This window comes from Mesorhizobium ventifaucium (genome assembly GCF_935822925.1).
In the GTDB taxonomy this organism is placed as follows: domain Bacteria; phylum Pseudomonadota; class Alphaproteobacteria; order Rhizobiales; family Rhizobiaceae; genus Mesorhizobium; species Mesorhizobium ventifaucium.
The window spans coordinates 1-25420 of the sequence record NZ_CAKXZS010000022.1; the positions used below are offsets into that span (position 1 = coordinate 1).

Below are 25420 nucleotides of genomic sequence, written 5' to 3' on the forward strand. Positions count from 1 at the left end.
TTTGCGTTTGGAGCCTGCCGCGGTCGAGTTGAAGTTCTGCAAGGAGGCTGTACGATGGCGGCTTCCGCTTGCTCGGCGGTTTCCGTTCTTCGCTGATGGAACCAGCAGCCGGGGCCGAATGGTTCCAGTCGTTTGGCCGCGCCGCCATGCAGATGCGGCGCGTCCCTAAGGTAATAGGGATGTTCAAGAATAGGTATTATGTCAAAGCTGTATTGCTTGTCGGAGCGTTGATCATGGGTGGCGAGAAAAGTGCCGTTCAAGCGCAGGAGCGCGATGAGACAGTGGTCCGCGTTGCCGAATTGGTAATCGATCCGGCCCAGCTCGACGCCTACAAGGCCGCTGTCAAGGAAGAGATGGAAGACGCCATCGATCTCGAACCCGGCGTGCTGGCCATCTACTCGGTGGCCGAGAAGGACAAGCCGAACAGTCTTCGGTTCTTCGAGGTCTACGCCAGCGAGGAAGCGTATCGGGCGCATATCGCATCGCCGCACTTCAAGAAGTATGTCGCGACGACGCAGTCGATGATCCTGTCGCGCAAATTGATCGAGACCGTGCCCGTTCAGCTCAGCGTGAAGCCACGGTGACGTCCGTGTATCTTGGGCGGCCGCGCTGAACTAGATAAGCACGTTCGTAACGGAAGAAGTGCCAGAGTCCCACGCCGCAAGTCCCGGTTCAAGCCGCCGGCGCGGAAGCGATCAGGCGGTCGGGTTCAGGCCGCGTCCCTACCGCAGGTTTTCCAGCTCGCGGATGCGTTTGGCGCCGTCGGCCTCAAGCTGCCGGGTGACGGCGCCGATCAGCGTTTCGGCAACCACGAAAAGGGCCGCCGAGGAATCCCAGGCCGAGGGCACGGCGGTGCGCCCGGCGATGACATGGCGGGCGAAGCGGGCGATCGGCGACAGCCACTGGTCGGTGAACAGCACGATCTGCACGCCGCGCTGATGCGCCGTCTCAGCGAAGCGGACCAGGCTGTCCTGGTAGCGCCTGATGTCGAAGATCACCAGCACGTCACGCTTGCCCATGTCGATCAGCCGGTCGCGCCAGACGCTTTCCTGTCCGGCGAGGTGAAAGACATTGGGCTGGACGATGGCGAGGTGAGCGGCCATGTAGCGCGCCAGCGGATCGGTGAAGCGGCCGCCGATCAGGAAGGTTTTGCCGCGCCGATCGGCAAGCTTTGCGACGATGTCGGCAAGCTGCTTGTCGGACAGGTGCCTGAACGTCTCGCGCATATTGTCGAGCGTTGCCTCCAGCATCGGCGACACCGCGCCGCCGTTCGGCGATGGCGGGTTTAGCGTCCGAGACGCCGGCGACTGCAATTGCGCCGCCAGTTCGTCCTGCAGCGCCGACTGGAATTCCGGGTAGTTCTGGAAGCCGAGCCGGGCGACGAAACGCAGGATGGTCGGCGAGGAGACGCCGGCGGCAGCCGAGAACTCGGCGACCGTCTTCAGGCCGATCAGCGGGTAATTGGCGATCAGCGTTTGCGCTGCGCGGCGTTCGCCCGCCGGCATCATGCCGATGCGGTCCGAGATCAGTTCGGCAATGCTCGAAATCATCTTTCCCCACCCGTGGCAGTTTTTGCCGAAATCGCACTTGACCCGAAATCGCGTTTGACAAAGCCCGACAAACTGTATGAAATCATCCGCAGGGACGCAATGAGACAAAATACGTAACATACGATACAGCACTCCCCGGGGACTGCAGGACAATGGAGACAGCACGGCCCGCCAGCCTTGCATCGCCTGAAACCGTAGGGGTGACGAACCCCGGCGGATCGAGCCCTTTCGTGCTGACCTGCGACCACGCCTCCAACTTCCTGCCGCCGGAATTTGGAACGCTCGGCCTTGCTGCCGAAGAGCTTTCTCGCCACATCGCCTGGGACCCCGGCGCGCTCCCGGTGGCCCTCCGCATGGCCGCGGCGCTTGACGCGACGCTGGTCGAGACCCGCATTTCGCGCCTTGTCATCGACTGCAACCGGCCACTGGATGCGCCGGACCTGGTGCCGCCGGTCAGCGAGATCACAACCATTCCGGGCAATGCCGGCCTGTCGCAAAAGCAGCGCGCCGCGCGCATCGCTCTGTCCTGGCAACCTTTCCACGATGCGGTCGCTGATATCATCGACAAAAGGCTGGCGCGCGGGCTGGAGACGCGGCTGGTTTCAATCCATTCCTTCAACCCGGTCTACAACGGCGAGAGCCGGCCCTGGCACATCGGCGTCATCCATGACGAGGATCGTCGGCTGGCAGCGCCGCTTGTCACCGCGCTGCAGCGGCTCGCCGGCGTCACCGTCGGCGTCAACGAACCCTATTCGCCGGCCGACCGCGTCTATTTCACGCTGGAACGGCACGCGCGCCCGCGGGGGCTACCCTGCGCGATGATCGAAATCCGCAACGACGAAATATCCGACGAAGCCGGGCAGCGGAAATGGGCGGATCTGCTCACGGGTATTTTTTCCGATCTCGAGCCCGGGGAGGCCAGGAGCTCCCGACCAAGCGCAGTGGGAAAGTCAGTACAATCGGCCAGCTAAGAACCAGAAGGGGACAAAAAATGTCAGCGCAAGACTACACTGAAGTCGACAAGAAGGAGGACCTGAATGTCCTCCACGGCATGGGCTATGCCCAGGAACTGTCGCGAAGCATGAGCCGCTTCTCGAATTTCGCCATCTCGTTCTCGATCATCTGCATCCTGTCGGGTGGCATCAATTCCTTCGCGCAAGCCACGTCGTCGATCGGCGGCGCTGGCGCCGGCATCGGCTGGATCGTCGGGTGCATGGTTTCGGGATTTTTCGCGCTCGCCATGGCCCAGATCGCCTCTGCGTTTCCGACCGCAGGCGGCCTCTATCATTGGGCGTCCATTCTAGGGAACCGCTTCACCGGCTGGCTCACCGCCTGGCTCAACCTGCTTGGCCTGATCACCGTGCTCGGCGCGATCAACATCGGCACCGCGTTCTTCTTCGTCGGCACTTTCGGCGGAGCCTTCGGCATGACTGGTACGCCTGGCGAGATCGTCGGGTTTGTCGCCTTCATCACCGTGTTGCAGGCGCTGCTCAACCATTTCGGCATCAAGTTGACGGCTATGCTCACGGACGCCTCCGGCTTCCTGATCCTGGCAACGACAGCCGTGCTGATCGTCGCTTGCCTGATATTTGCTCCAGCGATCGACATCACACGGTTGTGGACGTTCACGAACTATTCGGGTGATGCAGGCGGCGGCGTTTTCCCGCAGTCCGATTCCATGGGGTATCTCTTCCTGCTTTGCCTGCTGCTGCCGGTTTACACCATCACTGGTTATGACGCGTCGGCGCATACATCGGAAGAAACGTTGAAGGCAGCGCACTCGGTTCCGCGGGCGATCGTTTCGTCGGTGCTCTGGTCATCGCTGATCGGCTGGGTGATGCTATGCGCGATCGTGCTGGCGATCCCCGATCTGGCGGCCGGCGCCAAGCAGGGCTGGGGCGTGTTCTTCGCGACGATGGACGCGATCTTGCCGTCGTGGTTGAAGACGCTGCTCTATCTGGCCATCCTGATCGCGCAGTTCCTCTGCGGTCTCGCAACGGTTACCTCTGCCTCGCGCATGCTTTTCGCCTTCTCGCGTGACGGTGGCATGCCGGTCGGCTCGGCCTCGCTAGCCAAAGTCAGCCCGATCTGGCGCACGCCGGTCAACGCCATCTGGACGGCTGCGATCCTCGAGATCATCTATGTCTTTCTTGCCCAGTTCATTTCGATCGGTGGCACGAACATCTATACCATCGTCGTCAATTCGACATTGGTGTTCCTGTTCCTGTCCTTCATCATTCCGATCGTACTCGGCATGATGGCGTTCGGAACCGAGAAATGGCCGAATCCCGGCCCGTGGAATCTCGGCGCCGGGCTGTTCAAGCTGTTTTGCATCCTTTCGGTCGTCGGCATGGTGATCATCTTCTACATCGCCATCCAGCCGCCAAACGACAAGGTGCTCTATATCACCCTGGGCTTCATTGTGCTGACCGCCGTGCTTTGGTTCGGCTTTGAGAACCGCCGCTTCAAGGGGCCGCCGATCGGCGACCAGATTGCCAAGCGTCAGGCGGCGATCAGGGCAGCCGAGGTGGCCGTCGGCGAAGCCGGCGCCTGACACCTCTCCATTGCCATGGCCGGCGCCTTGCCGGTCATGGCTTTCTACATCTTCAAGGCGACAAGCCCGAAACGACAAGCGTTGGAGTGCCAAAGGAATGGCCGGAAATTTTTCGTTCGATCAGTTGAAGAAGGCGGTCTCCAGCGGGGAGGTCGACACGGTGCTGGCCTGCATTGTCGACATGCAGGGGCGGCTGGCGGGAAAGCGGTTCCTGGCACAGTATTTCGTCGATTCCGCCCATGACGAGACGCATGGCTGCAACTATCTCCTGGCCGCCGACATCGATATGGAACCGGTGCCCGGCTACAGGGCGGCGAGCTGGTCGAAAGGCTATGGCGACTTCGTCATGAAGCCGGACCTGTCGACGCTGCGGCGCATTCCATGGCTGGAAAAGACGGCGCTGGTGATCTGCGACGTGCTCGACCACCACAGCCATGACGACCTGCCGCATTCGCCGCGCGCCATCCTGAAGAAGCAGGTCAAGCGGCTGACCGAACGCGGCTATATCGGCTATTTCGCCTCCGAGCTCGAATTCTATCTGTTCAGCGAAACCTACGATTCCGCCCGCAAGAAGCACTGGCAGGGCCTCGACACAGCCTCGCCCTATATCGGCGATTACCAGATCGGCATCACCACCAAGGAAGAAGGCGTCATGCGCCGGCTGCGCAACGAGATGCAAGCGGCCGGCATTCCGATCGAGAACTCCAAGGGCGAGTGGGGTCCGGGCCAGGAAGAAATCAACGTCCGCTATGCCGAGGCGCTCGAGATGGCCGACCGCCACGTCATCCTGAAGAACGGCGCCAGGGAAATCGCCGAGTCCGAAGGCAAGGCGATCTCGTTCATGGCCAAGTACAATTACGGGCTGGCCGGCAATTCCAGCCATATCCACAATTCGCTGTGGAGCGCCGACGGCGAGACGCCGCTTTTCTACGACAAAGAGGCCGACTGGACGCTGTCGACGCTCGGCCAGCAATGGGCGGCGGGCCAACTCAAATACGCCAGGGAATTCACCTGGTTCCTGGCGCCCTACGTCAACTCCTACAAGCGCTTTCAGGCCGGCACCTTCGCGCCGACCAAGATCATGTGGAGCGAGGACAACCGCACCGCCGGTTTCCGCCTGTGCGGTGAGGGCACCAAGGGCATCCGCATGGAATGCCGCATCGGCGGCGCCGATCTGAACCCCTATCTCGCCTTCGCCGCGCTGATCGCGGCCGGCCTTGCCGGCATCGACGAAAAGCTTGAACTGCAAAAACCCTTCGTTGGCGATGCCTATCAAGCCTCGCAGCTGCCGGAAATTCCGAAGACCCTGCGTGATGCCACCGAGACGCTGGCGAAATCGGAGATGCTGAAGCAGGCGCTCGGCGACGGCGTGCTCGAGCATTATGTCCATACGGCGCACTGGGAGCAGTTCGAATACGACCGCCGCATTACCGACTGGGAACTGCACAGGGGGTTCGAGCGTTATTAGAAAGATAGTAAGATACTATCTATACCTTGACCAAAAATGCGGCTTGAACTAGTTTGTATGATGACCGAAGGAACAAAATACCATCCGCTTTTCGAGCATCTCCTGTTCTCGGGCCAGGGCCAGATGTCGATGAGCTTTGCAGAGATCGAGCAAGTTATCGGTGGCCGCTTGCCGCCGTCGGCACGACAGCGGGAGGAATGGTGGGCGAACAGCCCGAGCGGGCACAGCCAGGCGCGCGCCTGGTTGCGCGCAAACTACCGGTCGTCTCGTGTCGATCTTGCGAACGAGCGGGTGGATTTCAAACTGGAGGGATGGCCCGAAGGTTATCGAAAGCCGAATATGGCTACCACAGACAAGACCCGTTCGGGAATGGCGGAACCAGCGCAGGCCAGCTACGAACTTCCGCAGGGAAATACCGACCATCCCCTTTTCGGCATATGGACAGGCAAGGTCACGCTTCTCCAAGGACATGATTACACGAGGCCGGCCTTTGAGCCTGACGTGCTGCCGTGACGCACAGGCTGCTGCTCGACACTTGCGCGATCATATGGATAGCGCTGAACGAGCCAATCACGCCGGAAGCCAAGATTGCTATCAACAGCGCCGCGGCTGTTGACGAGAAGGTCCGGGTTTCCCCCATTTCGGCCTGGGAGTTGGGCCTGCTGAGCGCCAAGGGCCGGTTGGCGGCAGCAAAGTCGCCAGCAAGCATTTTTGGGGAAGTGATCGCCACGCCAGGCATCAAGGTCGAGGCTCTTTCGCCGGAATTGTTGATTGAATCGTCTTTCTTGCCTGGATCGCTCCACGGCGATCCTGCGGATAGGATATTGATCGCGACAGCGCGGGCGTTCGATTTGACGCTCGTGACGCGCGATCAGTCAATACTGGATTATGCAAGAGCCGGGCATGTTCGCGCCCTTGCCTGCTGACGCTTTGCCTTCGATACATGGAGTCGCCCACTTGGAAACCGTAAAACTCAAATCCCCCATCGATGGTTCGATCTATGCCGAACGGCCCATCGCCACGGACCAGGCGATCAATGCCGCGGTCGAGCGCGCCAAGGCGGCGCAGGAGAGATGGGCTGAGACGCCGATCGTCGAGCGCGGCAAGTACATGCTTGCCATGCTGGAAGCGCTGGTCGCCATGACCGACGAGATCGTGCCGGAGATCGCCTGGCAGATGGGCCGTCCGGTGCGCTATGGCGGCGAGTTCGGCGGCGTCAGGGAACGCACCAGCTACATGGTCGAGATCGCCGAAGCGGCACTCAAGCCGGTGATGGCCTCCAATCCGAAGGACGGGTTTCGCCGCTATGTGAAGAAGGTGCCGCTCGGCGTGGTCCTGGTGATCGCGCCGTGGAACTATCCCTATCTCACCGCCGTCAACACGATCGTGCCGGCGCTGATGGCCGGCAGCGCCGTCATCCTCAAGCATGCGGCGCAGACGCTACTGGTCGGCGAACGCTTTCAACAGGCGTTCGACAAAGCAGACCTGCCCAAGGGTCTGTTCCAGAACCTCGTCATGAACCATGCGCAGACCGAAAAACTGCTCGGCTCGGGCAAGATCGACCATGTCAATTTCACCGGCTCGGTTGCCGGCGGCCGCGCCATCGAAAAGGCGGCAGCGGGGACCTTCATGACGCTCGGCCTCGAACTCGGCGGCAAGGATCCGGCCTATGTCCTGGCCGACGCCAAGATGGACCATGCCGTCGCCAATCTGGTCGACGGCGCCTTCTACAATTCCGGTCAGTGCTGCTGCGGCATCGAGCGCGTCTATGTCCACGAGAAGGTTTTTGACGAGTTCGTCGAAGGCTTCGTCGCCGAAACCAGGAACTATGTCGTCGGCAATCCGCTCGACCAGGCGACGACGATGGGGCCGATGGCCCAGGCGAGCTTTGCCGACCTGATCCGCGAGCAAAAGGCCGAGGCGCTGCGCAAGGGCGCTAGGGCGCACATCAACATGAAGCTGGCGGACGACGAGCCGGGTTCGCCCTATCTGGCGCCCGAAGTGCTGACCGGGGTCGATCACCAGATGAGCGTCATGCGCGAGGAAAGTTTTGGGCCGATCGTCGGCATCATGAAGGTGCGCAACGACGAAGAGGCGATCGCGTTGATGAACGACAGCCCCTACGGGCTGACGGCCTCGATCTGGACGCGCGACACCGAGCATGCGGCGGCGATCGGTGATCGCGTCGAGACCGGCACCGTGTTCATGAACCGCTGCGACTATCTCGATCCGGCGCTGGTCTGGACCGGCGTCAAGGACACCGGCAAGGGCGCGGCGCTGTCGGCCATCGGCTACGACAATCTGACGAGGCCGAAATCATATCATCTGCGTGAAGCCATCTGATTTTTTCGAAAGACAGAAATGACAAAATTGATTTCCAAATGGAACTATCCGACAACCGTGCGCTTCGGCGCGGGGCGCATCAAGGAATTGCCTGATGTGCTTGATGCCACCGGCATCAAGCGGCCGCTGTTCGTCACCGATCCGGGGCTGGCGAAGCTTCCGGTGGTCGCCTCGACGTTGAAGATCCTCGATGACGCCAAGGTCCCCTATGGCGTGTTTTCCGAGGTCAAGCCGAACCCGGTGGACTCCAACCTGACCGCCGGCATTGCCGTGTTCAACAAGGGCAGGCATGACGGTGTCATCGCCTTCGGCGGCGGCTCGGCGCTCGACCTCGGCAAACTGATCGCCTTTCAGGCCGGCCAGACGCGGCCGGTCTGGGACTTTGAGGATATCGGCGACTGGTGGACGCGCGCCAACGCCGATGCGATCGCACCGATCATCGCCGTGCCGACCACGGCCGGCACCGGCTCGGAAGTCGGCCGCGCCGGCGTCATCACCAATGAAGCGACCCACACCAAGAAGGTGATCTTCCATCCGAAGCTTTTGCCGGCGATCGTCATCGCCGATCCGGAACTGTCGGTCGGTATGCCCGGCTTCATCACCGCCGGCACCGGCATGGACGCGCTTGCTCACTGCCTCGAGGCCTATTGCGCGCCGGGCTATCATCCGATGGCCGACGGCATCGCTGTCGAAGGCGTGCGGCTCGTCTTCGAGAACCTGCCGAAGGCCTTCGCCAACGGCAAGGATCTTGTCGCCCGCGCCCATATGATGAGCGCGGCCGCGATGGGCGCTGCCGCCTTCCAGAAAGGGCTGGGCGCCATCCACTCGCTGTCGCATCCGATCGGCGCGCTCTACGACACCCATCACGGCATGACCAACGCCGTGTTCATGCCTTATGTGCTGGCCTTCAACCGCGACGCCATCGAGGCGCGCATCGCCCGGCTCGCGGCTTATTGCGGCATCAAGGGCGGCTTCGACGGCTTCGCCAAGGCCGTCATCAAGCTGCGCAAGGAATTGAAGGTGCCGCACGCGCTGCCGGGCCTGATCAAGGGGCTCGACATGGACAAGAAGCGCAAGGGCCTGATCGCCGACATGGCGGTGGTCGATCCGACCGCCGGCGGCAACCCGGTCAAGCTGACCAGGAAGGCGGCGCTGACGCTGCTCGACAATGCCATTGCCGGCACCGTCTGAGACGGTTTTTCGCGCCGAAAATTGATCTGGAAATTGAGGGCAAAGAAAGGGGAAGGGATGAAAGGTAAGACCGAAATTCGTTAGCCGGAAAAATAATCGCGGAGCGATTGCTACAGCCGGTCAAAAAGAGTTTACTTTTTCGTACTGCAGGGCATCGCTTTCACAAAGCTTTCATCGGGCTGTCACACGAAAACGATACCGCATCGCAGGCGTCCAACGGCGTCAGTTCAACGGAGAGAACACATGTTCAAATTCACGGGGAAAGTGCTTTCCCTTACGGCCGTCGCCCTGATGGCGACCACTGCCATCTCGTCGGCGCAGTCCATGGATGAACTGATCGCCGCCGCCAAGGCGGAAGGCCAGCTCACCACCATCGCGCTGCCGCACAGCTGGTGCGGCTATGGCGACGTCATCGCCGGCTTCAAGGCGAAGTATCCGGAAATCACCGTCAACGAGCTCAATCCCGATGCCGGCTCCGGCGATGAGATCGAGGCGATCAAGGCCAACAAGGACAATAAGGGCCCGCAGGCGCCTGATGTCATCGACGTCGGCCTGTCTTTTGGCCCGTCCGCCAAGGCCGACGGTCTGATCCAACCCTACAAGGTGTCGACCTGGGATACGATCCCTGACAGCGCCAAGGATGCCGACGGCTACTGGTACGGCGACTATTACGGCGTGCTCGCCTTCGGCGTGAACAAGGCCGTCGTGCAGAACGCACCACAGGACTGGGCCGACCTGCTGAAGCCGGAATATGCCAACTCGGTGGCGCTTGCCGGTGACCCGCGTTCGTCGAACAACGCCGTCATGTCGGTTTACGCTTCGGGCCTCGCGGCTGGCGGTAGCGGCGGCCAGGATGCCGCCGCCAAGGGTCTGCAGTTCTTCAAGCAGCTCAACGATGCCGGCAACTTCGTGCCGGTCGACGGTGAAGCGGCAGCTGTCGCCCAGGGCACGACACCGATCGTGATGAACTGGGACTACAACCTGCTCGCCATGCGCGACAAGATGGCCGGCAATCCGGAAATCGAAATCGTCGTGCCAAAGGCAGCGGTTGTCGCTGGCGTCTACGTACAGGCGATCAGCGCCTATGCGCCGCATCCGAACGCCGCCAAGCTGTGGATGGAGTATCTCTACTCGGACGAAGGCCAGCTCGGCTGGCTGAAGGGCTACTGCCACCCGATCCGCTTCAATGACCTCGCCAAGAAGGGCGTGATCCCGAAGGAGATGCTGGACAAGCTGCCGGCCGCCGAGAACTACGAGAAAGCGATCTTCCCAACCTTGGAGGAGCAGAACGCCGCCAAGAAGGAAATCAGCACGAACTGGGACGCCATCGTTGGCGCCGTCGTGAAGTAATTCATAGGGCGCCGGCCGGTTCGCTGGCCGGCGCCCTATGCCAACTTCGGGAAGTCCATGGCAGACTCCATAGTGTCCGAGACAGCCCGCGTCAGCCCTGGCGCGCCGGAGATCAGCCGCCTTCGGCTGCCACTGCATTGGTTAGGCGTAGCTCCGTTCTTCGTTTTCGCGCTGCTCTTTCTGATCCTGCCCACGATAGGGCTGATCGCGGGCGCGTTCAAAAATGCAGCCGGCGACTATACGCTCGACAACATCATAGCGTTGTCGCAACCCAAGCTCGCAGCCGCCTATTGGGTATCCATTCAGATCAGCTTTGTCTCTGCGGTCCTTGGCGCCTTGATCGGCTTGGCAATGGCGGTGGCAGTGGTTCGCGGAGGCTTGCCGCCGTGGCTGCGCTCGGCAACCTTGACCTTCTCGGGCGTCGCCTCGAATTTTGCCGGCGTACCGCTGGCATTCTCGTTCATCGCGACTCTAGGTCGGCTCGGAGTGGCGACGATCCTGTTGCGAGACATTTTCGGCATTAACATCTATTCGCTCGGCTTCAGTATCTTTTCGTTTTGGGGCCTGATCCTCACCTACCTCTATTTCCAGATTCCATTGATGATCGTCATCATCACGCCGGCGGTCGATGGGTTGAAGAAGGAATGGGGCGAAGCTGCCGCCACGCTCGGGGCAACCAATTGGCAATATTGGCGCATGGTGGTCATCCCGGTGTTATGGCCGAGCTTTCTCGGTACGACGGTCCTCCTCTTTGCCAACGCGTTCGGCGCGGTCGCAACGGCCTATGCCCTGACGGGGCCGTCACTCAACATCGTGCCCATCCAGCTGTTCGCGCAGATTCGTGGCGACGTGCTTTACAATCCGAATCTAGGTTATGCGCTTGCATTCGGCATGATCGTCATCACCGGCCTGGCCAATCTCTTCTACATCTTGTTCCAACGGCGAGCCGAACGGTGGCTGAAATGAAGCAAGGCAGCCGTTTTTGGGCTTGGCTGGTTTTTGGCGTGGGAACCACTTATTTTGTCCTGCCGCTTTTGGCGACCTTTGAATTCTCCTTGCGTAAGCGGCGAGGGGAATACTCCTTTGACGCCTACCGCTCGGTCTTCGGAGATCCGAATTTCCAGACGACATTTACCTATTCCGTCGTTGTGGCGGTCTTTACCATTCTTTTGGGCGTGCTCCTCGTCGTCCCGACGGCCTACTGGATACGGCTGCGGCTACCGCATCTGCGGCCGGTGGTAGAGTTCATAACCCTGCTGCCGCTGGTTATCCCCGCCATCGTCATCGTCTTCGGCTACATCAGAATGTTCGGTTCGAATTCAACGCTGCCTTTTTTGGCGACAGCGCGCGGCACCGATGCTCTGCTGGTCATCGGCTATACGACGTTGGCGTTACCCTATATGTACCGGGCGGTCGATACCGGTCTCAGGACCATCGACGTCAGAACGCTCACCGAAGCCGCACAAATCCTCGGCGCCGGCTGGACCACCATCATCGCCCGCATCATCCTGCCGAACGTGCTGATCGCCGTCTTGTCCGGCGCGTTCCTGAGTTTTGCCATCGTCATCGGCGAGTTCACGATGGCGTCGCTGCTGAATCGCCCGGCCTTCGGCCCCTATCTGCAGAACATCGGCGCCAACAGTGCCTATGAGCCGTCGGCACTGGCGCTCATTTCGTTCGCCATCACCTGGGGCTGCATGTCGCTGATCCAGATCCTGTCGCGTTTTGCGCCGCGATCGGCGAACCGGCCAAACTGATCGAAAAAGTACCGAGCGAAAGAAAAGCCATGGCCGAGCCATTCCTCTCCATCCAGCAGGTTCGAAAATCCTTCGGCACCACCACCGTCGTCCAGGATTTCAACCTCGACGTCGAGCCGGGCGAATTCGTCTCCTTCCTCGGGCCATCGGGCTGCGGCAAGACGACGGTGCTGCGCATGGTCGCCGGCTTCGAGGAGCCGAGCGCCGGCAAGATCGTGGTGGCCGGCAAGGACATCACCCGGCTCAAGCCCAACCAGCGCAACGTCGGCATGGTGTTCCAGGCCTACGCGCTGTTTCCGAACCTGACCGTGGCGCAGAACATCGGCTTCGGGCTGAAGGTCGCGGGCATGCCAAAGGCCGATGCCGACAGGCGCGTTGCCGAGATGCTCGACCTCATCAAGCTGCCGCAGATGGGCGACCGCTATCCTTATCAGCTCTCCGGCGGCCAGCAGCAGCGTATCGCGCTGGCGCGAGCGATTGCGCCGAAGCCGAAGCTCCTGCTGCTCGACGAGCCGCTGTCGGCGCTCGACGCCAAGGTACGCGTGTCGCTGCGCGAGGAAATCCGCTCGATCCAGAAGAAGCTCGGCATCACCACTGTCTTCGTCACCCACGACCAGGAAGAGGCGCTGTCGATCTCCGACCGCATCGCCGTCATGTATGGCGGCAAGGCCGAGCAGGTCGGCACGCCGTTCGAGATCTACAACCGGCCGGCGACCAAGTTCGTCGCCAATTTCGTCGGCACGCTGAACGTGCTCGAAGGCACCGTCACCGATGCAGCCTCGGGCAAGGTGCGCGTCAATTCGCAAGAGGTCTCGCTGCAGGGAAAGCTGAACGGCTCCAAGTCCGGCGACACGCTGTCGCTGGCGCTGCGGCCCGAGGCGATTTCGCTCGGCCGCCATCCCGGCCGCGACTCCAGTCTTTCGGGCGAGATCACCGAAGTGCACTTCCTCGGCTCGGTCATCCGGGTCCGCGTCGGCATTGGCGGCAGCACGGTATCGCTCGACACGTTCAACAGCCCGGCCACCCCGCCGCCCGCTGTGGGCGAGAAGGCCGAGATTTCCTTCTCGTCGGGCGACATGCTGGTGCTGCATTAAAAGCGGCAGACAGCGGCTGGGATAACCAGGGGCAAATCAAGCCGCCGATCTATTCGGCGGGGCAGCGGCCCCATAGGAAAGGTATTCCGAGATCGAAATCGACCTCGAACAGCGTGTTGGGTGTCGTCATCATCAGTGCGCTTGTGCCGTTGGCGTATCTCAGAATCTGTTTGCCGTTCCTCCTAATGTCCCTTGCACGTCCATTTGCTGTTGGACGTTCCATCGGAAGTTGTAGGTCATTCCTGTTCTGAAGATATATTCTTTGTGGATCGGTTGCTTCGCCCGGGGAGGGCGGATCTGTGAGATCATTTCGAAGGAATAATCGGTCAATTTCTTGAAGGACACTCCATATTCGAGGCAGTATTTCTTCATACCGTCTTCGCTGGTCAGGTCAGAATATCCAAGATCGAACCATTTCCCTTCTATGGCAGCGAGCAATCTCTCGTTCGTCTGCTGCGCCCAGAGTCCCATCCCTGGCCCAGCTCTGGGAGTCCCCAAAAGTTTGATCTTTGCCGCCGCCAATTCGTCGTACAGCGCGGAGGCCGTGGCCATGGGCGGGAACAGTATCAATGCGCACAATGCTATGAATAGTCTTGGCACGGGGAGCTCCTGCGCGGCTGAACTGGAATAGAGATTTGAATTCTGCGCTTGGTAGTTAACGACCGATGTCTTCGACAGGTCAAGCTGGCGCGATGAACGGTTGCGAAATCGCCTTAAAGACAGGCAGCGCTTCCATCCGCGCGGCATGGGCTTCCAACGCTGGAAAGCCGGTTAGCGACACAAGCCCCGGATGCGCCTCGCCGATGAAGCGCAGCACGGCGGCAACTGCGATGTCGGCATGGCCGATCCGATCGCCGAACCAGTAGGTCTCAGGCCTTGTGCTGCGATCGGCTTCCAGCGCAGCCATGGCTCCCCGTATCTGCTTGCGGCAGCGTTCGACCCAGAGATCGGAGACTGTCTCGTGCAGCAGCCTCTCGTAGAACAGGCTGGCCGCCTTGTCGCCCAGCCCGGTGGCCAGACCAGCGATCTTCAGCGCCTGGTGGCGCGCCGGCTCGCTGGTTGGAAACATCCTTCGCTCGGCTGCAACGAGGCCGTCCAGGTGGTCCAGCATGAGGTGGCTCTCGATCAGCACCTCGCCATTGTCCAGCACCAGGGTCGGCACCCGCGTCAGCGGATTGTAGGGCCGGATCTTGTCCGCATCGCTGAAAGTCGACCAGGGACGATGCTCATACGGCAGACCGTACAGGGTGAGCGCGATGCCGACGCGACGAACGAAGGGCGAGTCATATTGACCAATGAGGATCATAACCGGAGCTTACATGCCGAAACCGGATCCGGACATACTGCCGGCATCTGAGCGGCGCCAATTAACAGCATCTTGCTGCTTTGCCTCTGCCAACAGCCGGATTTCACCGCTACGATGAGGCATGGCGCTTTTCGAGCTGACCCTTATTCTTCTGCTGATCGCCGTCGCGCTGACGGCGTTGTCGCGGCGTCTCCAGATTCCTTATCCCTCCTTGCTGGCGTTGGCCGGCGCGGGCATCGCCTTTTTGCCGTTTGCGCCGACCATCGAGATCGATCCCGAACTGGCGCTCGCCTTGTTCATCGCGCCGGTGCTTCTTGACGCGGCCTACGATACGTCGCTGCGCGACCTCAATCGCTACAGGCTGCCGCTCGTCCTGCTGGCTCTGGGCGCCGTCGTTTTCACGACTGCTGCCGTGGCGCTCGTCGGCTGGACAATGGCAGGCCTGCCGATCGCTGCGGCTATTGCCCTTGGCGCGATCGTGGCGCCGCCCGATGCCGTCGCGGCGTCGGCCGTGCTTGGACAGTTCAAGGTGCCGCACCGCGTCACCGCGATCCTGCAAGGCGAAAGCCTGCTCAACGACGCCACGGCACTGCTGATCTACCGTATGGCGGTTTCGGCAGCTGCCGGCTCTATCCTGCTGAGCAGCGCGGTTCCGATGATCTTGCTGTCGACGGTCGGCAGCCTCGCTGCTGGTTACGTGCTCGGCCGGTTGTCTCTCGTCACCCTCAGCCGCATCAGAGAACCGGCAAGCGGCACGGTGGTGCAATTCGCCGGAACGTTCGGCGTCTGGATCCTGGCCGACAGGATCGGGCTCTCCGCCATCATAACGATCGTGGTCTATGCCATGACCATCGCGCGAACCGCGCCGCGCCGCATGCCGGCCCGAAATCGCGTCAGCTCCTACTCGGTCTGGGAGACGGCGGTGTTCGTGCTCAACGTGCTTGCCTTCGTCCTGATGGGACTTCAGGCACGGTCGATCGTCGGCCGGCTGGCCGAGCAGGGACAGGTCGAAGCGTTCGTCTTCGCCGCGGCCGTGCTGGCTGTCGTCATCGTCTCGCGTCTCGTCTGGGTGTTGGGATGCGGCGCGATCATGAGGTGGCTTGCCAGCTTCGGTGACGCGGACCGGCAGGCCGAAGCCCCGTCGTTCCGCGGCGGCGTGCTGATCGGCTGGTGCGGCATGCGCGGCCTGGTCACGCTTGCGGCAGCGTTTGCCTTGCCGGCTGACTTTCCCGGCCGCGACCCGATCGTGCTCGCCGCTTTCTCGGTCGTCCTCGGCACCCTGGTGCTGCAAGGCATCAGCCTGAAGCCGCTGCTGCGCCTGCTTCGTCTCGATCCCGACGAAACTGTCGACCGAGAGGTCGCGCAGGCACGCGTCGCCATCATGCAGGCCGCGCTGGACGTGTTGAGCGGCAAGACATCGAATGCCGCGGCCGTGGTTCGCGAGCAATTTGCCGCGCAGCGCACGATCGCTGAAAACCCGGAGGACGCCCAGGCTGCGACCGAGTACGACAGGTTGCGCCTCTATGCCATCAAGAGCCAGCGCGACGCGCTGGAGCAGCTGCGCATCGACGGGACGATCGGCGACGAAGCGTATCATCGCCTGGAGGAGGAAATCGACTGGTCGGAACTGGCCGCTTCTCCGCCCGGACGATTCCAGCCGCTGACGACTTAGCGCTGCCTGGCCCAAGCTCTGTCTATCTGGCTGCACATTGCGCCAAATCAGCCCAACGGCTACTGCCATCAGGAAATGAGCCGGATAAGCAATGAAGCTGGTCAGCTACAACATCCAGTACGGGTTCGGCGGCGACGGCCGCTACGATCTCGCGCGCGCTGCACGCGTCGTGGCCGGCGCCGACATCATCGCCTTGCAGGAGGTGGAACGGCACTGGCTGCGCAGCAACGAGGACGACCAGCCGGAGATACTTTCCCGGCTACTGCCCGAATACTACTGGGTTTATGGGCCGGCCTTCGACATGGACGCCAGCGAGCGGCGTGACGGCCGCATCGTCAACCGGCGGCGGCAATTCGGCACCATGCTCCTGTCGAAGCTGCCGATCGCCTGGTCGCGCCTGCACACGCTGCCGCTGCGCCGCACCGTGCGTCCGCTCAACACCCGCAACGCAGCACTCGAATGCATGATCCGCACCCCCGCCGGTCCGGTGCGGGTGCTTTCGCTGCATCTGGCGCATATCGCCGCCGAAGAGCGGCTGGAGCAGATCGATTATTTGCTCGCCGAGCATCGCCGGGCGCCGTCCGACGGCGGCCCGTGGAGCGGCGCCGATGACGAACCTGTGCGCAACTGGAGCAATGGTGGGCCGGAGCCGGAAAACCCGCTGGCGGCGATCTGGATGGGCGATTTCAACATGGAGCCGGGCAGCGCCGAATACCGGCGCATCGTCGGCAGCACGCCGTACCATCGCCGTGCTGCCTATCTCGGCGGTTTTGTCGATGCCGCCGCCGTCGCCAGAGAACCGACGGCGGACTTCCACACGCATGTGACGACCATCGACGGCAGGCCGACAAAACGACGGCTCGACCACTGCTTCGTCGGCGGAATGTTTGCCGACCGCGTGCGCTCGGCCAGTGCCGATATCGGCGAAATCGCCTCCGACCATTTTCCGCTGCCGGTCGACATCGACCTGGAAACGCCGTTCGCGACGGGGACCGAAGGCGCATGAGCCGCCGATGACCTTGTTCGTCTTCTTCGCCGTGCTCGCCGCCGCCGCCATGCACGCGATCTGGAACGCGCTGGTCAAGGTCCATCTCGACCGCTTCCTGTCGATCACGCTGATGACGCTCGGCATGGGCGCCGTGGCGCTTCTGGCGCTGCCTTTCGTCGAGGTGCCAAATGCGGAAGTGTGGCCCTATATCATCGCCTCGGTGATCTTCCATATGGGCTACAGGACGTTCCTGATCGGCGCCTACAAGGCCGGCGATTTCGCCCAGACCTATCCGCTGGCCCGCGGCACCGCACCGCTGCTGGCTGCACTTGGCGGCATCGTGGTCGTCGCCGAAGTTCCGGCGCCGCTCGCCATCCTCGGCATTGTTCTCTTGTCGGCCGGGACGCTGGTTTTGTCGTTTCGCGGCGGCGCGCATCTGCAAAGGCTGAACCTGCGCGCGGTCGGCTTTGCGCTTGGCACCTCGATCTTCATCGCCGGCTATACGCTGTCCGACGGCAGCGGCGCGCGGCTGGCCGCGACGGCGTCGAGCTATGCGGCATGGCTGTTCGTCTGCGATGCGCTGTGGGCGCTGGTGCTGTGCCTGATATTCCGCGGACCGAAGGCTTTGCCGGTGCTGGCGCGCGACTGGAAGGCGGGCGTCTACACCGGCGTGCTCAGCGGCGCCGCCTACTGGATTGTGATGTGGGCGATGACCAAGGCGCCGATCGCCTCGGTCGCGGCGCTGCGCGAAACGTCGATCCTGTTCGCCATGATGATCTCGGTGTTTGCGCTCGGCGAGAAGATGACCGCCTGGCGCGGTGCCGCCGTGCTCAGCATTGTTGCCGGCGTCGTCGCGCTGAGGCTTGGATAGGCTAAGCGCCTATCTCGAGGTCGAACACCATCAGCCCGTCGGTTCCGCCTTCAAGCGCTGCGACCAGCCGAGCGCCGGCTCGGCTGTGAGCCTCATGCTCCAGATAGGCGTCGCGTGCGGCGGTATCGCGGAAGTCGATGGTGAAGCCGTGCGTGAAGCCGCGCGCGAACGGCTCTGGGCTGGTGTTGGCGCTGAATTCGACCTTGCCCATACCGCCGATCACCCGCCGCAGCGCCTCAAGGTCGGCATGGATTGCCGCGCGCTCGTCGTCGGTGACGTCATTGCGGAATCGAGCGAAAACACAGTGCCTGATCATTCTTGGAATCTCATGCGGCTTGGTTGGTGGAAAACACGGCCGGCGGCAGTGGGTCGCGGCCAAGGATCAGATCGGCGCCTTTTTCGCCGACCATGATGGTTGGCGCATTGGTGTTGGAGGAGGGGATGCGCGGCATCACCGAAGCATCGCAGACACGCAGACCCTCGATGCCGCGCAGCCTGAGATCGGGCGTCACCACGCTCATCGCGTCATGGCCCATGCGGCAGGTGCCGACGGGGTGGTGGTCGGTCTTGGAACTGCGACAGGCATAGTCGAACAGCTCGTCGTCGCTGGTGAGTGTCGGTCCCGGCAACACCTCACGCAGTACGAAGGGGGCCAGCGCCTTCTGCCGGATGATCTCGCGCGCCAGCCTGAGCCCCTTGATCGACATGTCGCGATCGTAGGGGTCGGACCAGTAATTCGGATCGATCAGTGGATGGTCGGCCGGGTCGGCGCCGTTCAGCCGCACCGTGCCGCGCGAACGCGGGCGCAGGAACGCCGTATTCAGCGTCACGCCCGGATTTTTCAGTTTTTCGACGCCGGCCTCGATGCCGGAGCCGAGGCCGAGATGCAGCTGGATGTCGGGCGAGGCGGCGGTCGGGTCGGCGTACCAGAAGCCGCCGGTCTCGAACAGGCTGGAGGCAACCGGGCCTTTTTTCAACAGCAGGTACTGCAGGCCGGCCCACACCGTCCGGTGCAGCTTGGCGTAGTTGTCGTAGGTGTGGTCGCCGGTGCATTCGGCAATGACGAACAGGTCGAGATGGTCCTGCAGGTTGGAGCCGACGCCGGGCAGATCGTGCACCGGCGTCACGCCGACCGACTTAAGATGGTCGGCCGGGCCGATGCCCGATTGCATCAAGAGCTTCGGCGAGCCGATGGCGCCGGACGAGACGATCACTTCGCGCTCGGCGCGCAGGATCGTCGGTTGGCCGCCCGGCCTGTCGACGATCTCGACGCCAGTGGCGCGGCCCTTGTCGATGACGATGCGCGTGACCAGCACATCTGTCCTGACGGTCAGGTTCTTGCGCTCGCGGATCGGCCTGAGATAGGCGACCGAGGCGGAGGAGCGTCTCGCGTCCTTCTGCGTCAATTGGTAATAACCGACGCCTTCTTGGGCTACCCCGTTGAAGTCCGGATTGAAGGGAATGCCCATCTCCTGTCCGGCGCGGAAATAAGCCTCGCAGATCGGCAGCGGCGCAATCGGGTTCGACACGCCGAGCGGACCTTGGTCGCCGTGAAAATCGTTGGCGTAGCGCTGGTTGTTCTCGGCCCGCTTGAAATAGGGCAGAACGTCGCGATAGCCCCAGCCGGCAAGGCCTTCTTGCTTCTCCCAGGCGTCGTAGTCGCGAGCATTGCCGCGCGTGTAGATCTGAGCGTTGATGGAGGAGCCGCCGCCGATCACCTTGGCCTGCGTGTACCGGAAGACGCGGTCCTTCATGTGCTTTTGCGGCACGGTCGACCAGCCCCAGGCGGCGATGCCCTTGGTCATCTTGGCGAAACCGGCCGGCATGTGGATCAGCGGGTGCCAGTCCTTGCCGCCGGCCTCGAGCAGCAGCACTGAATTCGATGGCTCTTCGCTCAGCCGGTTGGCCAGCACGCAGCCGGCCGGGCCGGCGCCGACGATGATGTAGTCGGTCATGGCGTCACCTGTTCACAGTCTCGGCACCGACAGCGCGCCGTCGACATTGATGATCGAGCCGGTCGAAAAGCCGAGCTTGCCGCCGGCGAGTGCCGCTATGGCGGCGCCGACATCGGCGGCTTCGCCCCAGCGCTTGGCCGGCACCAGCCCGCCGTCGATCAGCGCGTCGTATTTGGCGGTTACCCCTGCGGTCATGTCGGTGTGGATGATGCCCGGCCGCACCTCGAACACACCGATATTTTCGGGAGCGAGCCGCAGCGCCAGGGTCTTCACCCACATCGAAAGCCCGGCCTTGGAGATGCAGTAGTCGGCACGTTCCGGCGAGGCCATTTCGGCGCTGACCGAGGTGATGGTGATGATCGATTTTGGGTGATCACCCGGCGCCGCAAGCATCGCCCTGGCAACGGCCTGGCTGAGGAAGACGGTGCCGCGCAGATTGATGGCGAGGATGCGGTCGAAATTTTCCGGTTTCAATTCCAGCAGGTCGCCGCGTACCGGGGCGCCGATGCCGGCATTGTTGACCAGGCAGTCGATGCGGCCGAAGGCGCTTGTCGCGGCATCGACCAATGCGGCATGGTCGTCGAGATCGGCGATGTCGCCGCAATGGTAGGCGAATTTCGCGCCGCGGGCGGTGATGTCAGCGGCAAGCCCGTCGCCGGCTTTTTCGGCAAGGTCCACGACAAGGATATCGAAGCCCGCATCGGCCAGCGCTTCGGCGCAAGCAAGGCCGATGCCGCGCGCGCCGCCGGTGACGATCGCTGCCGGGCGGCTCATGCGACAAGCTCCGTCTTGCGGATGTGGTCGGCGACGCGCAGCGCCTGTGCTGCGATCGACAGCGCCGGATTGACCGCGGCCGAGTTCGGCAAAAAGCCAGCGTCGACGACAAACAGGTTGTGGTGGTCGAACGAGCGGCAGAAGGGGTCGAGCGGCGAGGTTGCCGGATCGTCGCCCATCCTGACCGTGCCGCACTGGTGCGATGGCGTGCGCTTGTCGAAAGGCCGCGACAGGACGATTGGATAGCCGCAGGCGCGGAAATTCTCGCGCATCACCTTGGTCAGCCCTTCGAGCGATTGCATGTTGGAGCGCCGCCACTGCATGACGATGTCCTTGCCGTCGACCATGATGCGGCTTTCGGGATCGGGCAGGTCCTCGCACATCAGGTACCAGTCGACGGCGTGGCCGGCCATGAAGTCCAGCGCGAATTTGGGTGCAAGCCTGACGTTGGCCTTCAGGATATGACCGTCGATCTTGCCGAGAAGCTGGACGTTGCCGAGCGGCTTGCCGCCCTTGCCATCGGACAGATAGTAGTCGTTGAGCATCAGCGTCTTCTGGTAGACGGAGGTGTTCCTGCGGCGCGGATCGATCGCCAGCATGGCGCTCGAATTGTGGTTCATGAAGTTGCGGCCGACCTGGTCGGAGCGGTTGGCAAGGCCGCTTCCGATCGGGGACGGCGAACGCAGCAGGATGGCGGCGGAATTCACCGCGCCGGCCGAGAGGATGACCAGTTTCGGCGTCACTTTCTTCAGCGTGCCATTCTGGCGATAGTGAACGGCTGCGATCGTCGTGGCATCCGACGAGGCTTCGAGGTATTCGACATGAGCACCGGTCTCGAGCCTGATGTTCCGGTCGGCAAGTGCCGCTGTCAGCGGCCCCGATTGTGCATCGACCTTGCCGGTCCCGGTGTTGGGAAACGCGTCCCAGCCTGTCTTGCCGTCTCTCAGCCAGGCATCGATGTCGACGCCGAGCGGCAGCGATGCCGGGTGCAGGCCGAGGCCTTTGAGTTCGGCGCGGGCGCGGGCGATCGGCGGCTCGTCGGGCACCGGCCCGAAGGCATAGGGGATCGAGTGGAACGGCTCGGTCGGGTCTTCGCCGAGTGCGCCGCGCACGCGAAAAAGCTGCTCGGCCCTGGAGTACCATGGCTCGAACTCCTCATAGGAGAACGGCCATGGCGGCGAGATGCCGCCATAGTGCTCCATCTCCGAAAAGTCTTCCCTGCGGTAGCGGATCAGCACGGCGCCATAGAACTTCGAATTGCCGCCGACATAGTAGTAGTTGCCGGGATTGAACGCAGCACCGCCGGCCTCGCGCCACATCTCCTTCGGCCGATAGTGGCCGTCGACGAAGATGGCGCGCGTGTCGCGCGTGTGCGGCGTCGCCGGCAGCGGTTCGCCACGCTCCAGCATCAGGATCGAGGCGCCACTGCCGGCAAGGCCGGAAGCTATCGTGGCGCCGCCGATGCCGGAGCCGATGATGACGATGTCCGGGTTTGTCATCAGAGGATGCGGTTCTCGGTCGCCGGATCGAAGAACACCGCCTTGGTCAGGTTGAAGGCGAGCGGCGTGCTGGTGCCCGGCTGGATGTTGGCGTCGGCGCGCAGGCGCGCCACCACCGCCTTGCCGCCGAGATTGGTGACGGCGAAGGTGTCGGAGCCGGCCGGCTCGACAACCTCGATATGACAGTCGGCGGTGGCGATGTTCGAGGCGTTGCGTTCGGCCCCTTCGGGATCAGTCAGAGCCTCGGGGCGAACGCCGAAGATGATCGGCTTGCTGTGGAATGCCGACAGGCCCGTCGGCGCATCGGCCAGCGCCAGCGAGATCGGCTCGCGCGCCTCGCGCTGCAGCACCACGGAAAGCGCATTGCCATTGCCGCCGATCGTCGCCGGAATCAGGTTCATCGCCGGCGAGCCCATGAAGTCGGCAACAAACAGGTTGGTCGGGTTGTTGTAAATTTCGGCCGGCGTGCCGAACTGCTGCACCTCGCCGTCGCGCATCACCGCGATCTTGGTGGCCAGCGTCATCGCCTCGATCTGGTCGTGGGTGACATAGACGATAGTCGTGCCGGTGGTTGCATGCAGGCGCTTGATCTCGATGCGCATATCGACGCGCAGCTTGGCGTCGAGATTGGAGAGCGGCTCGTCGAAGAGAAAGAGCTTGGGGTCGCGCACCAGCGCCCGGCCCATGGCGACGCGCTGGCGCTGGCCGCCGGAAAGCTGGCTCGGCTTGCGCTGCAGGAGATGGCCGATCTGCAGCACCTTCGCCACCTTGTCGATCGCCTTCTGGCGCTCCTGAGCCGGCACGCCGCGCATCTCCATGCCGAAAGCAATGTTTCCCGCGACGGTCATGTTCGGATAGAGCGCGTAGCTCTGGAACACCATGGCGATGTCGCGCTTCGAGGGGTGGAGATCGTTGATCGTGCGTCCGTCGACACGGATTTCGCCTTCGGTGATGGTTTCCAGGCCGGCGATGGTGTTGAGCAAGGTCGACTTGCCGCAGCCGGACGGGCCGACTAGCACGAGGAAGCCGCCCTTTTCGAGATCGAGGTCGATGCCCTTCAGGATCTCGACCGATCCAAACCGCTTCCTCAGCCCATCAATTTCGAGAAAAGCCATTCGATTATCCTTTGACGGCGCCGGCCATCAGGCCGCGCACGAAGTAGCGGCCAGCGACCACATAGACGAGAAGGGTCGGCAGTGCGGCGATCATCGCCGCCGCCATGTTGACATTGTATTCGACGACGCCGGTCGAGGTGTTGACGACGTTGTTCAGCGCCACGGTCATCGGCATCGCGTCGCCGGTGCCGGCATAGGCCGAGGCGAACAGGAAGTCGTTCCAGATGTTGGTGAACTGGTAGATGACGGTGACGACGAAGATCGGCATCGAATTCGGCAGCATGATGCGCCGGAAAATCTGGAAGAAGCTGGCGCCGTCGACCTGTGCCGCCTTGACCAGTTCGGTCGGGAAAGCCTCGTAATAATTGCGGAAAAACAAGGTGGTGAAGCCGAGCCCGTAGACGACGTGAACAAAGACCAGGTTGACCGTCGGATTGCCCAAGCCGAATGAAAATCCCGTTGCGTTTCGCAGCGTCACGCCGAAACGGCCGAGGCTGCCGAGGATCGTCGCCATCGGCAACAGCACCGACTGGAACGGGATGAAGCAGGCAAACAGCATAAGCCCGAAGACCAGCGTGTGGCCGCGGAAGCGCCATTTGGTCAGGACATAGCCGTTGAGCGCGCCGAGCAGCGTCGAGATCAGCACCGCCGGAACCACCATCTTGATGGAGTTCCAGAAATAGCCCTTGATGCCGGCGCAGGTCAGGCCGACGCAGGTCTCGCCCCACGCCTTCAGCCACGGCTCGAAGGTTGGCGCCTGCGGCAGCGCCAGCATGTTGCCGCTCTGGATCTCGTCCATGGTCTTGAACGAGGTCACCAGCATGACGAACAGCGGCATCAGGTAGAACAGCGCGAACAGCGCCAGCAGGCTGTAAATGAGGATACGGTTGACGGTCCTGGCGCTGATGCCGCCAGTGCTCTGGCGAGCGGGCGTGGCAATGACGCTCATCGCGGCTTCTCCCTGAGCTCGGAATAGAGGTAGGGCACGATGATCGCGGTGATGGTCATCAGCATGATCACGGCGCTGGCCGAGCCGACGGCCATTTCGTTGCGCTTGAAGGTGTACTCATACATGAAGTTCGACGGCAGCCAGGCGGAGCCGCCGGGCCCGCCGCTGGTAAGTGCTACGACCAGATCGTAGGACTTGATGGCGAGGTGAGCGAGCACGATGAAGGCCGAAAGGAACACCGGCCGCAGCAGCGGGATGACGATCCGGCGATAGAGCTGGAAAGTGGTGGCGCCGTCGATCTGCGCCGCCTTCATGATCTCGCCGTCGATGCCGCGCAGGCCGGCCAGGAACATTGCCATGATGAAGCCCGAGGCCTGCCAGACGCCGGCGATCACCACCGTGTAGATGACGAAATCCTTGTTCTTGATCCAGTCGAAATGGAAGCTCGTCCAGCCCCATTGATGCAGCGTCTGCTCGAGTCCGAGGCCGGGGTCGAGGAACCATTTCCAGGCGACGCCGGTGACGATGAAGGACAGCGCCATCGGGTAGAGATAGATCGGCCGCAACACGCCTTCGCCGCGGATCTTCTGGTCGAGCAGGATCGCCAGGAACAGGCCGAGCGCCAGGCAGATGAAGATGTAGAGAAAGCCGAAAATGCCCATATTGGTGATCGAGGTGTACCAGCTCGACGGCGGGTCGCTCTCGAAGGTCCAGCGCCACAGCCGCTGATAGGCCCGCGGCCCGGTCAGGGCATAGGACGGAAAGGTCTTGGAATTGGTGAACGACAGATAGACCGTCCACAGGATGAAGCCGTAGACGAAGACGATGGTGATCGCAAAGCTTGGCGCCAGCACGATCTTCGGCAGCGCGTCCTGCAGGCGCGAACGCATGGAGGCGCCCGGGCGGGCACTATGCTCCGGCGTCAGCTTGATCTGGGTCGTGACCGTAGTCATGGGCTCCTCCCTTTCGGGTCCCTTCCCCGCC

At 62.5% G+C, this 25420-nt stretch carries 25 protein-coding genes; 15 read left to right on the forward strand and 10 right to left on the reverse strand.

Annotation, left to right across the window (positions count from 1 at the left end):
* The first annotated feature begins 179 nt into the window (after positions 1–179).
* The gene (locus tag NMG70_RS17335) at positions 180–584 is read left to right on the forward strand and encodes a putative quinol monooxygenase (RefSeq protein WP_254025673.1); all 405 of its coding nucleotides are present in this window, start codon (positions 180–182) and stop codon (positions 582–584) included.
* Positions 585–722: 138 nt separating this feature from the next.
* Here NMG70_RS17335 and NMG70_RS17340 read toward each other — a convergent pair whose 3' ends face one another.
* On the reverse strand, positions 723–1550 hold the full coding sequence (locus tag NMG70_RS17340) for a MurR/RpiR family transcriptional regulator (RefSeq protein WP_254025674.1): 828 nt from the start codon (positions 1548–1550) through the stop codon (positions 723–725).
* A gap of 152 nt (positions 1551–1702) precedes the next feature.
* On the opposite strand from NMG70_RS17340, the gene NMG70_RS17345 reads away from it, so the two are divergent.
* From NMG70_RS17345 to NMG70_RS17395, 11 genes are all read left to right on the forward strand, one after another.
* The gene (locus NMG70_RS17345) at positions 1703–2521 is read left to right on the forward strand and encodes an N-formylglutamate amidohydrolase (RefSeq protein ID WP_254025675.1); all 819 of its coding nucleotides are present in this window, start codon (positions 1703–1705) and stop codon (positions 2519–2521) included.
* A 20-nt stretch (positions 2522–2541) separates the two neighbouring features.
* Positions 2542–4104: an amino acid permease gene (locus NMG70_RS17350; RefSeq protein ID WP_254025676.1), complete on the forward strand. Its 1563-nt coding sequence runs from the start codon at positions 2542–2544 to the stop codon at positions 4102–4104.
* A 97-nt stretch (positions 4105–4201) separates the two neighbouring features.
* Positions 4202–5572 carry a glutamine synthetase family protein gene (locus NMG70_RS17355; protein ID WP_254025677.1) on the forward strand — a complete coding sequence of 457 codons (1371 nt, stop codon included), beginning with the start codon at positions 4202–4204 and terminating at the stop codon, positions 5570–5572.
* Positions 5573–5629: 57 nt separating this feature from the next.
* Entirely contained in the window at positions 5630–6085 is a 456-nt protein-coding gene (locus NMG70_RS17360) for a DUF7662 domain-containing protein (RefSeq protein WP_254025678.1), read from the forward strand.
* Positions 6082–6498 (forward strand): type II toxin-antitoxin system VapC family toxin, encoded by a 417-nt coding sequence (locus tag NMG70_RS17365; RefSeq protein WP_254025679.1) that lies wholly within the window; start codon positions 6082–6084, stop codon positions 6496–6498. Before NMG70_RS17360 ends, NMG70_RS17365 begins: the two co-directional genes overlap by 4 nt.
* On the forward strand, positions 6476–7915 hold the full coding sequence (locus NMG70_RS17370) for an aldehyde dehydrogenase family protein (protein ID WP_254025680.1): 1440 nt from the start codon (positions 6476–6478) through the stop codon (positions 7913–7915). Before NMG70_RS17365 ends, NMG70_RS17370 begins: the two co-directional genes overlap by 23 nt.
* An 18-nt stretch (positions 7916–7933) precedes the next feature.
* Positions 7934–9106 carry an iron-containing alcohol dehydrogenase gene (locus tag NMG70_RS17375; protein WP_254025681.1) on the forward strand — a complete coding sequence of 391 codons (1173 nt, stop codon included), beginning with the start codon at positions 7934–7936 and terminating at the stop codon, positions 9104–9106.
* A 243-nt stretch (positions 9107–9349) separates the two neighbouring features.
* Positions 9350–10456 carry an ABC transporter substrate-binding protein gene (locus NMG70_RS17380; protein ID WP_254025682.1) on the forward strand — a complete coding sequence of 369 codons (1107 nt, stop codon included), beginning with the start codon at positions 9350–9352 and terminating at the stop codon, positions 10454–10456.
* Between the two features lie 57 nt (positions 10457–10513).
* Positions 10514–11422, forward strand: coding sequence for an ABC transporter permease (locus tag NMG70_RS17385; protein ID WP_254025683.1), 909 nt, complete (start codon positions 10514–10516; stop codon positions 11420–11422).
* A complete protein-coding gene (locus tag NMG70_RS17390) occupies positions 11419–12213 on the forward strand; it encodes an ABC transporter permease (RefSeq protein WP_254025684.1) in 795 nt (264 codons plus the stop codon). Before NMG70_RS17385 ends, NMG70_RS17390 begins: the two co-directional genes overlap by 4 nt.
* A gap of 29 nt (positions 12214–12242) precedes the next feature.
* Positions 12243–13307 carry an ABC transporter ATP-binding protein gene (locus tag NMG70_RS17395; protein ID WP_254025685.1) on the forward strand — a complete coding sequence of 355 codons (1065 nt, stop codon included), beginning with the start codon at positions 12243–12245 and terminating at the stop codon, positions 13305–13307.
* A gap of 159 nt (positions 13308–13466) precedes the next feature.
* Here NMG70_RS17395 and NMG70_RS17400 read toward each other — a convergent pair whose 3' ends face one another.
* Both NMG70_RS17400 and NMG70_RS17405 read right to left on the reverse strand, forming a co-directional pair.
* A complete protein-coding gene (locus NMG70_RS17400) occupies positions 13467–13907 on the reverse strand; it encodes a hypothetical protein (protein WP_254025686.1) in 441 nt (146 codons plus the stop codon).
* 79 nt (positions 13908–13986) lie between these two features.
* Complete coding sequence (locus tag NMG70_RS17405; RefSeq protein WP_254025687.1) at positions 13987–14613, reverse strand: glutathione S-transferase family protein; 627 nt, start codon at positions 14611–14613, stop codon at positions 13987–13989.
* Positions 14614–14734: 121 nt separating this feature from the next.
* On the opposite strand from NMG70_RS17405, the gene NMG70_RS17410 reads away from it, so the two are divergent.
* The 3 genes from NMG70_RS17410 to NMG70_RS17420 all read left to right on the forward strand — a co-directional run bounded on the left by NMG70_RS17410 (position 14735) and on the right by NMG70_RS17420 (position 18144).
* Positions 14735–16285 (forward strand): cation:proton antiporter, encoded by a 1551-nt coding sequence (locus NMG70_RS17410; protein WP_254025688.1) that lies wholly within the window; start codon positions 14735–14737, stop codon positions 16283–16285.
* Positions 16286–16376: 91 nt separating this feature from the next.
* Positions 16377–17291, forward strand: a complete 915-nt coding sequence (locus tag NMG70_RS17415; RefSeq protein ID WP_254025689.1) for an endonuclease/exonuclease/phosphatase family protein — start codon at positions 16377–16379, stop codon at positions 17289–17291.
* A 7-nt stretch (positions 17292–17298) separates the two neighbouring features.
* Positions 17299–18144: an EamA family transporter gene (locus tag NMG70_RS17420; protein ID WP_254025690.1), complete on the forward strand. Its 846-nt coding sequence runs from the start codon at positions 17299–17301 to the stop codon at positions 18142–18144.
* A gap of 1 nt (position 18145) precedes the next feature.
* Here NMG70_RS17420 and NMG70_RS17425 read toward each other — a convergent pair whose 3' ends face one another.
* From NMG70_RS17425 to NMG70_RS17455, 7 genes are read right to left on the reverse strand one after another with little or no spacing between them, the layout of a single operon-like run.
* Entirely contained in the window at positions 18146–18460 is a 315-nt protein-coding gene (locus tag NMG70_RS17425) for a Dabb family protein (protein WP_254025691.1), read from the reverse strand.
* Between the two features lie 10 nt (positions 18461–18470).
* Positions 18471–20099, reverse strand: coding sequence for a GMC family oxidoreductase (locus NMG70_RS17430; protein ID WP_254025692.1), 1629 nt, complete (start codon positions 20097–20099; stop codon positions 18471–18473).
* A gap of 12 nt (positions 20100–20111) precedes the next feature.
* The gene (locus tag NMG70_RS17435; RefSeq protein WP_254025693.1) at positions 20112–20873 is read right to left on the reverse strand and encodes a 3-ketoacyl-ACP reductase; all 762 of its coding nucleotides are present in this window, start codon (positions 20871–20873) and stop codon (positions 20112–20114) included.
* On the reverse strand, positions 20870–22372 hold the full coding sequence (locus tag NMG70_RS17440) for a GMC oxidoreductase (protein WP_254025694.1): 1503 nt from the start codon (positions 22370–22372) through the stop codon (positions 20870–20872). The genes NMG70_RS17435 and NMG70_RS17440 overlap by 4 nt, the downstream gene beginning before the upstream one ends.
* Complete coding sequence (locus NMG70_RS17445; RefSeq protein WP_254025695.1) at positions 22372–23487, reverse strand: ABC transporter ATP-binding protein; 1116 nt, start codon at positions 23485–23487, stop codon at positions 22372–22374. Before NMG70_RS17445 ends, NMG70_RS17440 begins: the two co-directional genes overlap by 1 nt.
* A 4-nt stretch (positions 23488–23491) precedes the next feature.
* Positions 23492–24436: a carbohydrate ABC transporter permease gene (locus tag NMG70_RS17450; RefSeq protein ID WP_254025696.1), complete on the reverse strand. Its 945-nt coding sequence runs from the start codon at positions 24434–24436 to the stop codon at positions 23492–23494.
* On the reverse strand, positions 24433–25389 hold the full coding sequence (locus NMG70_RS17455; protein ID WP_254025697.1) for a carbohydrate ABC transporter permease: 957 nt from the start codon (positions 25387–25389) through the stop codon (positions 24433–24435). The genes NMG70_RS17450 and NMG70_RS17455 overlap by 4 nt, the downstream gene beginning before the upstream one ends.
* Between the last annotated feature and the right edge of the window lie 31 nt (positions 25390–25420).

Excerpts from the sequence above, each read along its gene's own strand:
- NMG70_RS17335 (WP_254025673.1), top strand. The coding sequence starts at position 180 with ATGTTCAAGAATAGGTATTATGTCAAAGCTGTATTGCTTGTCGGAGCG.
- NMG70_RS17340 (WP_254025674.1), bottom strand. The coding sequence starts at position 1,550 with ATGATTTCGAGCATTGCCGAACTGATCTCGGACCGCATCGGCATGATG.
- NMG70_RS17345 (WP_254025675.1), top strand. The coding sequence starts at position 1,703 with ATGGAGACAGCACGGCCCGCCAGCCTTGCATCGCCTGAAACCGTAGGG.
- NMG70_RS17350 (WP_254025676.1), top strand. The coding sequence starts at position 2,542 with ATGTCAGCGCAAGACTACACTGAAGTCGACAAGAAGGAGGACCTGAAT.
- NMG70_RS17355 (WP_254025677.1), top strand. The coding sequence starts at position 4,202 with ATGGCCGGAAATTTTTCGTTCGATCAGTTGAAGAAGGCGGTCTCCAGC.
- NMG70_RS17360 (WP_254025678.1), top strand. The coding sequence starts at position 5,630 with ATGATGACCGAAGGAACAAAATACCATCCGCTTTTCGAGCATCTCCTG.
- NMG70_RS17370 (WP_254025680.1), top strand. The coding sequence starts at position 6,476 with ATGTTCGCGCCCTTGCCTGCTGACGCTTTGCCTTCGATACATGGAGTC.
- NMG70_RS17375 (WP_254025681.1), top strand. The coding sequence starts at position 7,934 with ATGACAAAATTGATTTCCAAATGGAACTATCCGACAACCGTGCGCTTC.
- NMG70_RS17380 (WP_254025682.1), top strand. The coding sequence starts at position 9,350 with ATGTTCAAATTCACGGGGAAAGTGCTTTCCCTTACGGCCGTCGCCCTG.
- NMG70_RS17385 (WP_254025683.1), top strand. The coding sequence starts at position 10,514 with ATGGCAGACTCCATAGTGTCCGAGACAGCCCGCGTCAGCCCTGGCGCG.
- NMG70_RS17390 (WP_254025684.1), top strand. The coding sequence starts at position 11,419 with ATGAAGCAAGGCAGCCGTTTTTGGGCTTGGCTGGTTTTTGGCGTGGGA.
- NMG70_RS17395 (WP_254025685.1), top strand. The coding sequence starts at position 12,243 with ATGGCCGAGCCATTCCTCTCCATCCAGCAGGTTCGAAAATCCTTCGGC.
- NMG70_RS17405 (WP_254025687.1), bottom strand. The coding sequence starts at position 14,613 with ATGATCCTCATTGGTCAATATGACTCGCCCTTCGTTCGTCGCGTCGGC.
- NMG70_RS17410 (WP_254025688.1), top strand. The coding sequence starts at position 14,735 with ATGGCGCTTTTCGAGCTGACCCTTATTCTTCTGCTGATCGCCGTCGCG.
- NMG70_RS17415 (WP_254025689.1), top strand. The coding sequence starts at position 16,377 with ATGAAGCTGGTCAGCTACAACATCCAGTACGGGTTCGGCGGCGACGGC.
- NMG70_RS17420 (WP_254025690.1), top strand. The coding sequence starts at position 17,299 with ATGACCTTGTTCGTCTTCTTCGCCGTGCTCGCCGCCGCCGCCATGCAC.
- NMG70_RS17425 (WP_254025691.1), bottom strand. The coding sequence starts at position 18,460 with ATGATCAGGCACTGTGTTTTCGCTCGATTCCGCAATGACGTCACCGAC.
- NMG70_RS17430 (WP_254025692.1), bottom strand. The coding sequence starts at position 20,099 with ATGACCGACTACATCATCGTCGGCGCCGGCCCGGCCGGCTGCGTGCTG.
- NMG70_RS17435 (WP_254025693.1), bottom strand. The coding sequence starts at position 20,873 with ATGAGCCGCCCGGCAGCGATCGTCACCGGCGGCGCGCGCGGCATCGGC.
- NMG70_RS17440 (WP_254025694.1), bottom strand. The coding sequence starts at position 22,372 with ATGACAAACCCGGACATCGTCATCATCGGCTCCGGCATCGGCGGCGCC.
- NMG70_RS17445 (WP_254025695.1), bottom strand. The coding sequence starts at position 23,487 with ATGGCTTTTCTCGAAATTGATGGGCTGAGGAAGCGGTTTGGATCGGTC.
- NMG70_RS17450 (WP_254025696.1), bottom strand. The coding sequence starts at position 24,436 with ATGAGCGTCATTGCCACGCCCGCTCGCCAGAGCACTGGCGGCATCAGC.
- NMG70_RS17455 (WP_254025697.1), bottom strand. The coding sequence starts at position 25,389 with ATGACTACGGTCACGACCCAGATCAAGCTGACGCCGGAGCATAGTGCC.